Annotated in this window: 12 protein-coding genes; 3 read left to right on the forward strand and 9 right to left on the reverse strand. The window is 56.7% G+C overall.

Annotation, left to right across the window (positions count from 1 at the left end; genetic code table 11):
- Positions 1–95: 95 nt before the first annotated feature.
- The 7 genes from INF30_RS11215 to INF30_RS11245 all read right to left on the reverse strand — a co-directional run bounded on the left by INF30_RS11215 (position 96) and on the right by INF30_RS11245 (position 6,813).
- Positions 96–926 (reverse strand): Mrp/NBP35 family ATP-binding protein, encoded by an 831-nt coding sequence (locus tag INF30_RS11215; RefSeq protein WP_076777177.1) that lies wholly within the window; start codon positions 924–926, stop codon positions 96–98.
- Positions 927–976: 50 nt separating this feature from the next.
- The gene (locus INF30_RS11220) at positions 977–1,354 is read right to left on the reverse strand and encodes a Rid family detoxifying hydrolase (RefSeq protein WP_076777176.1); all 378 of its coding nucleotides are present in this window, start codon (positions 1,352–1,354) and stop codon (positions 977–979) included.
- Between the two features lie 3 nt (positions 1,355–1,357).
- The gene (locus tag INF30_RS11225) at positions 1,358–2,308 is read right to left on the reverse strand and encodes an ornithine cyclodeaminase family protein (protein ID WP_226395232.1); all 951 of its coding nucleotides are present in this window, start codon (positions 2,306–2,308) and stop codon (positions 1,358–1,360) included.
- A 24-nt stretch (positions 2,309–2,332) separates the two neighbouring features.
- Positions 2,333–3,523 (reverse strand): iron-containing alcohol dehydrogenase, encoded by a 1,191-nt coding sequence (locus tag INF30_RS11230; protein ID WP_226395233.1) that lies wholly within the window; start codon positions 3,521–3,523, stop codon positions 2,333–2,335.
- A 63-nt stretch (positions 3,524–3,586) separates the two neighbouring features.
- On the reverse strand, positions 3,587–4,741 hold the full coding sequence (locus tag INF30_RS11235; RefSeq protein ID WP_226395234.1) for an ABC transporter permease: 1,155 nt from the start codon (positions 4,739–4,741) through the stop codon (positions 3,587–3,589).
- Positions 4,728–5,861, reverse strand: a complete 1,134-nt coding sequence (locus tag INF30_RS11240; RefSeq protein WP_087173136.1) for an ABC transporter permease — start codon at positions 5,859–5,861, stop codon at positions 4,728–4,730. The genes INF30_RS11235 and INF30_RS11240 overlap by 14 nt, the downstream gene beginning before the upstream one ends.
- A 1-nt stretch (position 5,862) precedes the next feature.
- On the reverse strand, positions 5,863–6,813 hold the full coding sequence (locus INF30_RS11245; protein ID WP_087173256.1) for an ABC transporter ATP-binding protein: 951 nt from the start codon (positions 6,811–6,813) through the stop codon (positions 5,863–5,865).
- Positions 6,814–6,962: 149 nt separating this feature from the next.
- On the opposite strand from INF30_RS11245, the gene INF30_RS11250 reads away from it, so the two are divergent.
- The 3 genes from INF30_RS11250 to INF30_RS11260 are packed head-to-tail and all read left to right on the forward strand — an operon-like array spanning position 6,963 to position 10,795.
- Entirely contained in the window at positions 6,963–8,057 is a 1,095-nt protein-coding gene (locus INF30_RS11250) for a sensor histidine kinase (RefSeq protein ID WP_226395235.1), read from the forward strand.
- Positions 8,054–8,677 (forward strand): response regulator, encoded by a 624-nt coding sequence (locus INF30_RS11255; protein ID WP_226395236.1) that lies wholly within the window; start codon positions 8,054–8,056, stop codon positions 8,675–8,677. The genes INF30_RS11250 and INF30_RS11255 overlap by 4 nt, the downstream gene beginning before the upstream one ends.
- A 36-nt stretch (positions 8,678–8,713) precedes the next feature.
- Positions 8,714–10,795, forward strand: coding sequence for a glycogen debranching protein (locus INF30_RS11260; protein WP_226395237.1), 2,082 nt, complete (start codon positions 8,714–8,716; stop codon positions 10,793–10,795).
- Between the two features lie 105 nt (positions 10,796–10,900).
- On the opposite strand, the gene INF30_RS11265 is transcribed toward INF30_RS11260, so the two are convergent.
- Both INF30_RS11265 and INF30_RS11270 read right to left on the reverse strand, forming a co-directional pair.
- Positions 10,901–11,866, reverse strand: coding sequence for a carbohydrate kinase family protein (locus INF30_RS11265; protein ID WP_226395238.1), 966 nt, complete (start codon positions 11,864–11,866; stop codon positions 10,901–10,903).
- 143 nt (positions 11,867–12,009) lie between these two features.
- Positions 12,010–13,341, reverse strand: a complete 1,332-nt coding sequence (locus INF30_RS11270; protein ID WP_226395239.1) for a glycoside hydrolase family 32 protein — start codon at positions 13,339–13,341, stop codon at positions 12,010–12,012.
- Positions 13,342–13,392 lie beyond the last annotated feature (51 nt).

The raw sequence follows: 13,392 nt of genomic DNA on the forward strand, positions 1-13,392 counted from the left end.
TGTTCATTTTTCCGCAGGGGATGATACAAAATTACACACCAACAAACGTAAATGGGGACGTAACCCTTTTAAAAAGGGTTACGTCCCCATTTACGTTATAACTTATTCACCACGTCCGCCAGGTACTGGTTGTCCGCCTCGTAGAACCGTTCTTCTTCCACGGACTCCGCCAGCTTCGGGTCAATGGGCATTTTCCCGAGGACCGGCACACCCAGTTCCCGGGCTGTCTCCTCGATGTGGCTCTCGCCGAACACGGAGATCTTCTTTCCGCAGTCCGGGCATACGAGATAACTGTAATTTTCCACAATGCCCAGCACCGGAATGTTCATCTGCCTGGCCATGTTGCAGGCCTTGTCCACGATCATCTGCACCAGGTCCTGCGGTGAGGTGACGATGACGATGCCGTCCACCGGCAGGGACTGGAACACCGTGAGAGGCACGTCCCCGGTTCCGGGAGGCATGTCCACAAACAGGTAATCCAGCTCCCCCCACATAACATCAGTCCAGAACTGCTTCACCACTCCCGCGATGATGGGACCTCTCCAGATCACCGGGTCAGACTCATGCTCCAGGAGCAGGTTGACGGACATGACCTTCGTGCCGTCCTTTGCCACGCTGGGGAAGATTCCCTCGTCGCTCCCCTTTGCCGTCTCGTGTATACCATACATCTTCGGGATGGACGGCCCTGTAATATCCGCATCCAGGATCCCCACGGAAAATCCCTGCTCCCGCATGATCCTTGCCAGGGAGGCCGTCACCATGGACTTGCCCACGCCGCCTTTTCCGCTGACCACGGCGATCACTTTATTCACATGAGAAAACGGGTTCGCCGGTTCCCTCATATCCTGGGGCTTGCTGCCGCAGGAGTCTGCATGGGCGCACCCCGCACAGTCGGAGGGGGAGCACCCGTTTTGCTGCTCTGCCATTTTTCACTCTACCTCTTTTCTTACTCTTCTGCCTTCCAGGGCTTTTGTTCTTACTCTTCCACTGCCGCGATGACTTCGATCTCACACAGCACATTCTTTGGAAGTGTCTTTACAGCCACACAGCTTCTGGCTGGTTTGGATGTGAAATATTTTGCATACACCTCGTTAAACGCACCAAAGTCTCCCATGTCTGCCAGGAAGCAGGTTGTCTTGATGACTTTGTCGTAGGTTGTGCCTGCTGCCGCCAGGAGCTCGCCGATGTTCTTGCACACCTGCTCTGTCTGTCCCTCGATGGTATCTGCCTCAACTGCGTCTGTTGCCGGGTTGATGGCGATCTGTCCTGCCGCGTAGAACACGCCGTTGTAAATGTATCCCTGTGAATACGGTCCAAGTGCTTTTGGTGCTTTCTCTGTCGCTACTAATTTCATTTCTTATCTCTCCTTTGCTTTCTCCAGTAATTTCTGTGCCACACACACGTCAAAAAGACCCATGCCCACAGATTTAAAATATGTGGTTTTCTTTGCGATCTCATCTTCGTCAGCCCCGGATGCCAGGAACTTATCCATAAGAACCACTCTGTCCATGGTGAATCTTCCCTCGGCAAGCGGCTGACTCAGATCGCCGCTCTCCTCACAGGCATAGGGAAGCTCGATGTACACGTTGTCCACCAGATCCCAGATCACATCCGGTATCTCCCGCATCTGCGGAGTATAGGACCCAATGGCGATGATGCATTTTCCTTCCAGCAGCTCCCTGTCATTGGGAAGTACCGGCTCCTCCGACGGGGTGGCGGTGCAGATGATATCGCTGGCCTTCACCAGTTCTTCCACTGTCTTACATTGTACTACTTCCACCGCCGGATCCGCAATAGTCTTCTTCAGTCTTGCCATGAAATCCGTCAGATCACGGTCGCTGTGGTTCCAGATGTAGACGGTCTCAATGTTCCTGGCCGCGCAGGCGTACACAGCCTGGTGGAAGCCCTGTGCTCCAGCGCCTACAATACCTACTGTGCGGGCATCCTTTCTGGACAGATGGCGGATCCCCACGCCGCCTACAGCCCCTGTTCTCCATGCCGTCACAGCCTGGCCGTCCATAATAGCCAACGGCGCGCCTGTTGTCCTGTCATTTAAGATCACAAGCCCGTCCAGGGAGGGCAGCCCCAGCTTTGCGTTCTCCGGGAAGATGGTCAGCATCTTTGTCCCGATCACATCTTCTGTAAAACAGGGCATATAAATAAGAGTCTTGTTCTCGTGCTCGATTACCGGCCGGGGCGGCATATAGTAGGCGTCTGCCCCGAAGATCCGGTATGCCTCCTCGATCTGGTCCATGATCTCGTCCGGATCCACCAGTTTTTCAATCTCTTCTTTTCCTAAGAAAATCATACTGTTTACCTCTCTTTGTCTTCTTTATTTTGCGTTGTGGTTCGCCGCCTTGTAAATCTCGTAGGCGTCCTGCGCGTCTATCTTTTTAAAGGCACCAAGCAGGATGGTATCCCCCTTTGTGGCGCTGTCCGCCAGCTTCCGCAGCACCTCGTCCGACTGCACGCCTATCTCCAGCTCCCCGATGCAGACGGGCATATGGAGAGACCGAAAGAAATCTTCTGTCGCCTCAATAGCCGCCACAGCCGCCTTCTCCTCATCATCTTCAACAATGCCCCATACTTTCTCTCCATACCGGGCAAATCTTGCCGGATCGATCTTGTACACGTACCTTGCCCAGCTTCCCCAGATAGCGGACAAGGTTGCACCGTGAGCCACATCAAACATACCGCCGATCTCATGTCCCAGCTTGTGGCAGAGGAAATCCTTTGGCCGTCCAAGACCTGTCAGATTGTTGTGGGAAATGCTGCCGCACCACATGATCTCGCTCATGGCATCGTAGTCCGTCTGGTCTTCATATGCCTTTTTCCCACAGGTGATCATGGTCCTTAAGAGTCCCTCTGCGATCTCATCGGTCAGCATGTTGCCGTCCACCGGCGTGAAATACCGCTCCAGCGTATGCATCATGATATCCACGATGCCGCAGGTAAGCTGGTATTTCGGCAGGGTGTATGTAAGCTCCGGGTTCATGATGGCAAACTTCGGTCTGTTAAAATCCGTGTTGATTCCCGCCTTTTTGCCGGTCTCCTCGTTGGTGATGACAGCGGAGTCACTTGTCTCGCTGCCCGCTGCGGAGATGGTGAGGATGACACCCACCGGCAGAGCCGCCTGCACCTGTCTCTCCCCGGCCCAGTAACTCCACACGTCCACAGAAGGATCCGCGGCACCGATGGCCACAGCCTTAGCCGTGTCAATAACACTGCCTCCGCCCACAGCAAGGATCAGGTGCGCCCCGAAATCCACCGCCATCTTCACGCCCTCCCGGACAAGGCCCAGGCGTGGGTTTGGCTTCACACCGCCCAGCTCCTGGAAGGACACACCTGCGTCCGCAAGCTCCGCCTTTACCCGGTCCAGGAGACCGCTCTTTTTCACACTTCCTCCCCCGTAGACAATGAGGACTTTATCGCCGCCCCACTTTTTGGCAAGCCTTCCGGCTTCCTTTTCCGCATCCTTCCCGAACACGATCTCCGTGGGTGCGTACTGCATAAAATTTTTCATAAAACAAGACCTCCTTACGCTCCAATCGTACTCTAAAGATTGTAACATAAGGAGGCCTCAAATTCAATCGGTCTCCCGGTATCTGCTCACCGCCATCCCCACGCCGAAGATGGCCGCCGCAAAGAGAAGCTGCAGTCCCAGCCCCTGCAGCACCTCCGTTCTCTGGCTGGCCGTGAGGGAGGCCTGCTCTGAGAGGATGCCGTTCACCGCCTCATACCAGTACACGGGCAGGAATGCTGCCGCCCGCTTCACCCCTGCAGCCATGACGTCCATAGACACAAAGACACCGCAGAGGAAGCACATGCCCAGGGTCACCACATTGACTACACCGTTTACTGTCTCGGCTCTTTTCACACACATACTCACCACGTAGGCGATGGAGAGACTGACCAGGACCAGGGCGGTCACATTTGCCATATAATAGGGAAGATTTCCGTCTGACAGGAAGTCACCTCTGTAGAGGGTGACCGGCAAGATCAGGGAGATCACCCACACAACCGCCCCCAGGACCAGATATCCGGCCATCAGCCCCAGGTTCTGACGCAGCCTGGGTACAGGGGATACAAGGAGCCTTCGCCTCACCTCCTCCCTCCTGAAGGCGATCATGATAAAAGCCGCCCCGTAGCACAGGATCGAGAGGACCATGTAGGGCAGATACTGAAAGAGAAAGGCGTGGGGCGCCGGCTCTCCCCCGTACCCGCTCTCGTCCAGCATCCGGACAGAGCCGGCCCCGCTCTGGGCCTGCAGCACAAGGGCGCAGGCCTCCTGGGTCCCGTATCCCGCTGCCAGCATGGCCTTCATCTCCCGAAGCCAGGCGCTGATCTGGCTGTCCACATAGTAAGCGCTGGTCGTCCCCGGGATTTTGGTCACCTCCAGCTTCTCCTGCCCCGCAAGGCAGGCAGCCTCAAAGTTCTCCGGTATCCGCACCAAATAATAGATGTCCCTGTAAAACATTTTTTCCTGCAGACCCGTCAGGTCCCCCTCCCACTCCGTCACACGGTGGATCTGTCCCAGGTATTCCTTCAGCCCCTCTGCCGCCGCTCCCCCGTCCCGGTCCTCCACGGCCACAGGCAGAGAGGTCATCTCAAAGGTATCCGTCCCCTCCTCTCTCAGGGAGAGCTGGACAATAACAGCTATAGTCACAAAGACAGCCACATACAGGAGCAGCATGTGGAGCTGACGGAGCGCCAGCTTGATAAATCCTCTAAATACTGTCATACTGTTCCCTCCTCACTGCGGCGAAGGCCAGGAGGATGCAGAGGATGCTCATGCCTCCCAGGATCGCCATATCCTCCAGCAGTCTGTCATAGTCCTCGTACACCGCCAGGCAGTAGAAGGCGTCGCTCAGCACTGCCGCAGGGTTGATCCGGTTAAGGACCGGGCAACGGGTCTCTATGACATATTTCATATTCCCGAACATAAGCCCTGCCAGGAAGGAGGGAAACAGGGTCGCACAGACGCAAAGCCCCATCTTGATGGAGAAGGAAAAACGGCTGATGCTCCCTGTCAGGATGCCAATGCCCACCCCGATCAGGGTTCCCGCAAGGTCCACAAGAAGGACCCATCCCGGGCTGCTGCCAAGGTCCACTCCCAGCACGAGCCATATAAATCCGGTCAGCACCAGCACATTTGCATAGTGGAGAAGGATCAGCACGGCAAAATCCGCCAGGATCCCCTTCAGCTTGTGCATGGGAGAGACACTCCGGCGGGCTCCCAGGGCAGACAGGTTGGCCTGCCCGTCGCAGCACGTCTTGATGCCAAGATAGGCGCCGGACAGGCAGGAGAAGGCGATGAGGGCAAAGAAATACTGCACCCCTGTATTGGTGGTCCTTCCTCCAAGGCTCACCTCCCGCACCCCGCTCTCCTCGGACGCTTCCAGTGCGGCCGCGGCAGCTCGTTCCACTCCCTCCGGGTGGTCTTTGGCTGCCCGGGCAAGGAGATACGCCTGCTGCTCGTACCCCTCCATGAGTTCCCCAAGGATACTCTGTGCAAGCCCGGAGCCGTCCACTGTCAGCTCCGGCTCTTCCTTTACGGTGAAGACGCCTGTCACATCTCCTTCCCGCAGCGCGGCGAAAGCCTCCTGGCTGTCTTCATACTCTTTTATTTCTATCACGTCCCCGTCCAGGGCTTCGAGGAAGGCAGAGAAAGGAGGGTTTTCCTCCGTGACCACCACGCCGGCCGGCACAGACTGCATCTTCTCTCCCATGCCATCCCCTGCCGGGTTGCCGAAGGACACGTAGAAGAGGACCGCCAGGATCAGCGGAAAGGCAAGGGCCCAGAACATAAAGGACTTCTCCCGCACAAGGGTGAGAAATCTGTATTTCAGATAGGTTCCCATTTTATCCCTCCTCCTCTTCCTTTCTGTCCCTGAGCCGCTTTCCCGTGATCTCCAGGAACACGTCGTTCAGCGTGGGGGGCTGGGACCAGACCCTCCCGAAGGGAATGTCCGCCTCCTCCAGCCTGTGCAGAAGCCCTGTCAGGTTGCCCGCCCCCTGGGTGCACTGCACCCGCAGGACTCCCTCCTGGCAGTCTGCCGACACCACGCCCGGGAGCAGCCTGACCTCCTCCACCTGCTCTCCTGTCATTCCGCCTGTCTCCACCGTGATGGTCTCCCCGGTGCCGATCATGGCCTTCAGCTCCTCCTTTGTGCCTGTGGCCAGAATGCGGCCCCGGTCCATGATGGATATCCTGGTGCAGATCTTCTCCACCTCCTCCATGTAATGGGATGTGTAGATGATGGTGGAGCCCTGCTCATTGAGCTTTTTTATCCCCTCCAGGATGTGATTGCGGCTCTGGGGGTCTACCGCCACCGTGGGCTCATCCATGAGGATCAGCTCCGGCCGGTGCGCGATGCCACAGGCGATGTTCAGTCTGCGCAGAAGTCCCCCGGAAAGCTTTTTGGGATATTTTTTCAGATGGTCCTCCAGCCCGGTAAAGCGGACCGCCTCCTCCACAAGCTGCCTGCGCCGCTTTTTGTCCTTCACATACAGGCTGCAGAAATAGTCGATGTTCTCCCGCACGGTCAGCTCCTCGAAGACGGCCACATTCTGCATGACCACACCGATCCTCCTCTTGCTCTCATAGCTGTCCGGCTCCATATTTTCTCCGAAGACCCGGATGCTCCCCTTGTCATATCCAAGGAGAGCCAGAAGGCAGTTGATGGCCGTGGTCTTTCCCGACCCATTTGGCCCCAAAAGGCCGTATATCTCCCCCCTCTTTATTTCCAGATCCAGATGGTCAAGAGCCAGCACATCCCCGTATCTCTTCACCAGATTGTGTATGCTGACAATGGTTTTCTCCTCCATACTGACCTCCCTCTCTTATTTTTGATTTCACTTGTAGTATAAAAGTTTCCGTCCTATAATGATAGTGTCACCTGTCAGCAGACCGAATGACAATTGTCATTTTTTATATCCATCAAAAAGAAAGGAGGCCCCTGATGAAACGACTGAGCGACTGCCTTCTCCTGTTTGTCTGTTCCCTGTCCCTGACCCTCTTCTGTCAGGACCTGCCCCAGGCCGTCACCGGCTTCCTGGTAACGCTGATCTGCCTTTCCGCCGCCCTCCTCTTTCAGCGGAAATCCGTATATATCCCCGCCTTTCTCTGCTGGACTATTTCCGCTCTCCTTACGCCCTGGCAGCTTATCTTCCTTCCCCCTGTGCTATACACCGTCTGCACCTGCAAAAGTCCCCTTCTCTTTGCCCTGTGCCTCCTGCCCACAGCCTTCCACGTCCCCGCTGCCAGCCCCAGGCCCGCCGCTTTTCTTTTGTGCTTCTGCCTGGCCGCCCTGCTCCTTGCCAGGCGGACGCAGGAGGGACTGCGCCTGGAAAAAGAGGTCCATGCGGCCAGGGACACAGGCATGGAGAGAAATCTTCTCCTGGAAGAAAAAAACAGGGCCCTGTTGGAAAACCAGGACTACCAGATGTACACCGCGACACTGAAAGAGCGGAACCGGATCTCCAGGGAAATCCACGACAATGTGGGACATATGCTCTCCCGCTCCATCCTCATGACAGGGGCCATCCGCACGGTAAGCCAGGACAGGGCTCTGGACAGACCGCTGGAGGAGCTGGAGGACACCCTCCACACCGCCATGACAAGCATCCGGCGCAGCGTCCACGACCTGCGGGATGACTCTGTCAGCCTGAAGGAGGCGATGGAGGACCTGATCCGGGATTTTCAGTTCTGCAGCGCCTCCCTCTCCTACGAGGCAGGGCTGCCCATCCCGAGGGAGGTGAAGTACAGCGTGATCATGATCTGCAAGGAGGCCCTGAGCAATGTGATACGTCACAGCGACGCCTCCAGGGTCACCGTCTCCTTCCGGGAGTACCCCGGCTTCTACCGACTGTGCATCCAGGACAACGGCACCTCCGCCCCTCTGTCTCTCACGGACGGCATGGGGCTCTCAAATATGAAGGAGCGGATCCGCTGCCTGGGCGGCGTCATCCAGTTTAACACAGAGCAGGGATTTTCCATCCACGCCTCTGTCCCAAAGGCAGCGGCAAAAGACATGACAGAAAGGAAATCTATATGAATATAGTGATCATCGACGACGATGCGCTCGTGACAACAGCGTTGAAGACCATACTGGAGGCAGACCCGCATGTCACGGTCACAGGGACGGGGAGCGACGGCCGGGAGGCCCTTCCCCTCTACAGGTCCCTGCGGCCGGACGTGCTCCTCATGGATATCCGCATGGAGGGAATGAGCGGCCTGGAGGCGTCAAAGGCTGTCCTTGCAGAGGACCCGGAAGCCCGCATCCTCCTTCTCACCACCTTTTCAGATGATGAGTACATCGTCCAGGCCCTCCGCTGCGGAGTCAAGGGGTATCTCCTGAAAGCCGACTACAACAGCATCCTTCCCGCCCTGCGGGCCGTGCAGACAGGTCAGACCGTGTTCGGCACAGAGATCAGTTCCCGCATCCCAAAGCTCCTTCAGGAGGATAAAGTTTTTCCACAGGAGGCGTACGGTCTCACCGACAGGGAGTATCAGCTCATCAGTCTGGTGGCGGAAGGGCTCAGCAACCGTGAGATTGCCTCCCGCATGTTCCTGGGGGAGGGGACCGTGCGCAATTACCTGAGTGTTCTGCTGGAAAAGCTCTCTCTCAGAGACCGAACGCAGCTGGCCGTCTTTTTTTACCAGCATCTGCAGTAACCCGTCTATTCTCCCCATCAGACAAAGGAGGCAGCTATGATCCAAGAAACATTGCCATCTCACATGAAACCTCTTGCCACTATCAACGGCTTTCCCGTCCGTCCCGGCCTTTACGAGTATTTTGGCGCCTGGGCCATCCCAGGAGGAGTCAGCTTTACTGTCCATTCCCAGAATGCCACGTCCTGTGAGATCCTTCTCTATCACCGGGAGTCAGAGGAGCCCTATGCGGTCCTCCCCATTCCCGACAGCTATAAGATAGGAAACGTTTTCTCCATGATCGTCTTTGGTCTGGATGTGGAAGAATTCGAGTACGCTTTCCGCCTGGACGGCCCCTGGGATCCGGAGAAAGGCCTTCTCTTCAGCAAAAAGAACATTCTCATTGATCCCTACGCCAAAGCCATCACCGGGCAGAGCACCTGGGGCAAAAAGGTCCTGGAAAAGGGGTACCGCGCAAGGGTCGTCAAAAATAATTTCTACTGGGGCGTGGCTCCCCAGCTCTGTACTCCCATCGAGGACCTGGTCATCTACGAGCTCCATGTCAGAGGCTTCACCAAGATGGCAAAGGACGTGTCCGCCCCCGGCACCTTCCTGGGCCTAAAAGAAAAGATCCCCTATCTGAAGGCCCTGGGCGTCAATGCGGTGGAGCTGATGCCTGTCTTTGAGTTCGACGAGCTCATGGACAAGCGCACTCACAACGGGAGGGAGCTCCTCAACTACTGGGGCTACAGTACGGTCAGCTTTTTTGCCCCCAACACCAGCTACGCCGCTGACGTGGAGTACAACAGGGAAGGCCTGGAGCTCAAGGAGCTGGTAAAGGAGCTCCACGACAACGGCATTGAGATCATCCTGGACGTGGTCTTCAACCATACGGCGGAGGGCAACGAAAACGGACCCATTTTCTCATTCAAGGGCTTTGACAACAATGTGTACTATCTGCTCACTCCGGAAGGCTGCTACTACAACTTCAGCGGCTGCGGCAATACGATGAACTGCAACCACCCGGTTGTACAGCAGATGATACTCACCTGTCTGCGCTACTGGGTTACCTCCTACCGCATCGATGGCTTCCGCTTCGACCTGGCCTCCATCCTGGGGCGCAACGAGGACGGCTCCCCCATGGAGCATCCGCCCCTGCTCAAAAGCCTGGCATTCGATCCCCTCCTCGGGAACACAAAGCTGATCGCTGAGGCCTGGGACGCCGGAGGACTCTACCAGGTGGGAAACTTTCCGTCCTTCAGCCGCTGGAGCGAGTGGAACGGGCGTTACCGGGACGACATGCGGGATTTCCTGAAGGGCGGCATCTCCCACACCAGCGCCGCGCTGCAGCGGATCAGCGGCTCACCGGACATCTACGACCCGAAGATCCGGGGCACCCACGCCTCCGTCAATTTTCTCACCTGCCATGACGGCTTCACGCTCTACGATCTGTATGCCTACAACGAAAAGCACAATGAGGCAAATGGCTGGGAGAACACTGACGGTGCAAATGACAACCGGAGCTGGAACTGCGGAGCGGAGGGGGAGACAGACGACCCTCAGGTCCTCCTTCTGCGCATGAAGATGATCCGCAACGCCTGCGCTGTCCTTATGTGCAGCCGCGGGACACCCATGTTCTTTGCAGGAGATGAATTCTGCAACACCCAGTTCGGCAACAACAACCCCTACTGCCAGGACAACGAGATCTCCTGGCTGGACTGGTCCCTCCTGGAAAAGCACCAGGATATCTTCCGGTTCTTCCAGTATATGATCCACTTCCGCATGGACCACCCGGTGCTGCGGGGATCTGCCAGGAGCTGCCGCTACACTCTGCCGGACATCAGCTATCACTCGGAGGAGCCCTGGAAGACTCCCCAGGATAACGGAAACGGGGTGGCCGGCGTCCTCTTTGCAGGCTACGATTCGGCCAAGTCCAGGGACGACATTGTCTATCTGGCGATCAATGTGCACTGGGAGGCCCACAGCCTGACCCTGCCCCACCTCCCCGGCGGCCTCCACTGGCACATCGCGGTCAACACCGGAGACGAGGAGCATATCCTCTTTGAGGCCCCCCTCCCCGTGCTGGCAGGGGACAGTCTGCTCATCGGAGCGCGGTCTGTCATTGTCCTTGTTGGCCGATGATCACACAGGAAAAAGCCCACACAGGCTGCTGTGTGGGCAAAATATTGTTTCAAATTAAATACCTTTTTGATCCCGGCTCGTTTTCAGGGCCTTGCCTGACCGGTCTTATCTCTCCCGGATCACTTTCTCGATCTCCGCTTTTTCCGGCATGACTTTCAGAGCCCCTTTTCTCGTGGTGATAATAGAAGCCCCCGCATTTGCAAAGGTGAGCATTTCTTTTAAGTTCTCCTCTGTCAGGCCTTCCAGACCGTGCTCCAGAATGTAGTTCAGGGTGCACGCCTCAAAAGTGTCGCCTGCCCCGGTCGTCTCAATGGTATCTTCTCTCACAAAGGGGGCTGCCTCCACGATCATATCCCTGTAGTAGGCCCGGCTTCCCTCTTTTCCGAGAGTGACACAGATCAGGGGAATATCAAACTGCTCCCGCAGCATCTCCACCCCTTTTGTGTAATCGGAAGTCCCCGTCATAAACTCCATCTCATTATCCGAGATCTTTAAAATATCGCACTTGGACATACCGTACAGGATCTCCTCTTTCGCCTGGTCCAGGCTTTCCCAGAGGGGCTCCCGCAGGTTCGGGTCAAAGGAGACGAGAAGGCCGTTCTCCTTCGCCACGTCAATAGCGTAGCGTGTGGCCTCCCTCACGCCTGCATGGGTGGAGGAGAGAGTTCCGAAGTGGAAGATCCTTGCGTTTTTGATGATTTCCGGGTCAACCTCCTCCTTGGTCAGCATCATATCAGCGCCCGGATTGCGGTAAAAAGAGAATTCTCTATCTCCGTCCGGAAATGTGTGCACAAATGCCAGTGTCGTGTGTACCTGTTCATCCATGGCAAGGCCGGACACATCCGTGCCGCTTTCCTCCACCACTTCCTTCAGCATCTTTCCGAACTGGTCATTTCCCACCTTGCCGATAAAGGCTGTCTTTTTCCCCAGCCTGTTCAGCATGGCCAGCACATTGCAGGGAGCTCCGCCGGGATTCGCCTCCAGCAGAGGGTTGCCCTGGCCGCTCAGGCCATTCTCTGTAAAGTCGATCAAAAGTTCTCCGAGCGCCACCACATCGTATTTCCTATCCATCTATACCTCTCCTCCTCGCATGTTTCGGTTGAATATCTCTGAATATCATATAACATTTCCCGCCATATTTCCATACTTTTCGTACTCTCCAAAACAGCAGCTTAAAAATGGTTGAGACAATCTCTTTTCCTCCTGCAAGGATGTCAGCGCTGTGCGCTGAAAATGTGCATCGTCATCTTCTTCCCCTCACCGCTGCACCCTATCTTGTCCTCCAGGCCGTACACGGCGTTGCTGATCACGCACTCTCCCTCGTTCACAAAGACCTCCACCAGGTCTTTGTCCACCACCACGTCCAGGTGGCAGCCGCCCTTCAGGGCCGGCGTCTCCGAGCGGAGGTGGGCCCCCGGGAAGGAGGGGAACACGGCGCTCCGGTCCGTGCAGATCCGGTCGCCCTCCCGGCGGATGACAAATCCGCCCACATCAAGCTCCTCCCCGTCCTCCAGGTCCAGTGAGACAAGGTAGCCGTCCTTCGCCCGCTGGGAGCCGGCCGGGATCTCCTGCGAGTAGGCGGCCCGCACGTTCGGGTGCATGGGGAAGAAGATGTGCCCGTCCCTTACCTCCACCACTCTGGGGGTACAGAACATGCCGATCCATCCCTCGTCCGTGACCTTGGGCATCCGCACCCAGGCGGAGAGGATCCGCCGCCCCTCCGCGTCCAGTGTCGTCTGGGGCGCGTACAGGTCCAGGCCGCAGTCCAGGAACTGGTACACATCTGGGATCTCTATCCGGCAGGAGGACTGGTCAAACTCCACATGAAAGCAGATAGACTGGTTTTTCTCCTTCTCCCCGTTCTTAAGGAAGCCCATGGCGGAGAGGATCAGCACCTTGCCCCCTTTCGTCTCAAAGTAGTCCGGGCACTCCCACATCCAGCCGTACTCGGGTCCCTTGAATGCCTTGTCCACGTAGGTCCAGGTGTGGAGGTCATCGCTCCTGTAGAAGAGCACCTCCCCGTACTTTTCTCCCACCGTGCTCCCGAGGACGAGATACCAGTGGTCCCCGCTCTTCCAGACCTTGGGGTCCCTCGTGTGGGTCCGGTCGCCGATGGCCGGGTCCGTGATGGGGGGGATGATCACCTTTTTCCCGTTCTCGTTGTCAAAGTGAAATCCGTCCTCCGAGGAGATCATGAGCTGGGCGGACTCAAACTGATCGTCCAGGCATGTGTGAGGGTCCTCCGGGTTCACCACCTCGTACCGGACGCCGGTGTAGATAAGGTAGAGTTTGCCGTCCTTCTCCACCGCGCTCCCGGAGAAGCAGCCGTTCTGATCCTCCCTCATGGTAGGGTAGAGGGCCAGATCCCTGTGCTCCCAGGTTACCAGATCCCTGCTCACCGCGTGTCCCCAGTGCATGGTCCCCCACCGGGGACCATAGGGAAAATACTGATAAAACAGATGGTAGTATCCTTTGTAGTATATAAAGCCGTTGGGGTCGTTTACCCAGTTGTCCGGCGCTTTTAAGTGTAGTCTCTGTGTTTTCATACTGCCTCCGTAATAAATGCTATTTTTTCTTTTTTCTGTCTAACAGCCTTT

Origin of the sequence: Claveliimonas monacensis (assembly GCF_014982975.1) — a bacterium.
GTDB lineage: Bacteria > Bacillota > Clostridia > Lachnospirales > Lachnospiraceae > Claveliimonas > Claveliimonas monacensis.

Coding starts and splice junctions, on each gene's coding strand:
- INF30_RS11215 (WP_076777177.1), bottom strand. CDS start 926: ATGGCAGAGCAGCAAAACGGGTGCTCCCCCTCCGACTGTGCGGGGTGC.
- INF30_RS11220 (WP_076777176.1), bottom strand. CDS start 1,354: ATGAAATTAGTAGCGACAGAGAAAGCACCAAAAGCACTTGGACCGTAT.
- INF30_RS11225 (WP_226395232.1), bottom strand. CDS start 2,308: ATGATTTTCTTAGGAAAAGAAGAGATTGAAAAACTGGTGGATCCGGAC.
- INF30_RS11230 (WP_226395233.1), bottom strand. CDS start 3,523: ATGAAAAATTTTATGCAGTACGCACCCACGGAGATCGTGTTCGGGAAG.
- INF30_RS11235 (WP_226395234.1), bottom strand. CDS start 4,741: ATGACAGTATTTAGAGGATTTATCAAGCTGGCGCTCCGTCAGCTCCAC.
- INF30_RS11240 (WP_087173136.1), bottom strand. CDS start 5,861: ATGGGAACCTATCTGAAATACAGATTTCTCACCCTTGTGCGGGAGAAG.
- INF30_RS11250 (WP_226395235.1), top strand. CDS start 6,963: ATGAAACGACTGAGCGACTGCCTTCTCCTGTTTGTCTGTTCCCTGTCC.
- INF30_RS11255 (WP_226395236.1), top strand. CDS start 8,054: ATGAATATAGTGATCATCGACGACGATGCGCTCGTGACAACAGCGTTG.
- INF30_RS11260 (WP_226395237.1), top strand. CDS start 8,714: ATGATCCAAGAAACATTGCCATCTCACATGAAACCTCTTGCCACTATC.
- INF30_RS11265 (WP_226395238.1), bottom strand. CDS start 11,866: ATGGATAGGAAATACGATGTGGTGGCGCTCGGAGAACTTTTGATCGAC.
- INF30_RS11270 (WP_226395239.1), bottom strand. CDS start 13,341: ATGAAAACACAGAGACTACACTTAAAAGCGCCGGACAACTGGGTAAAC.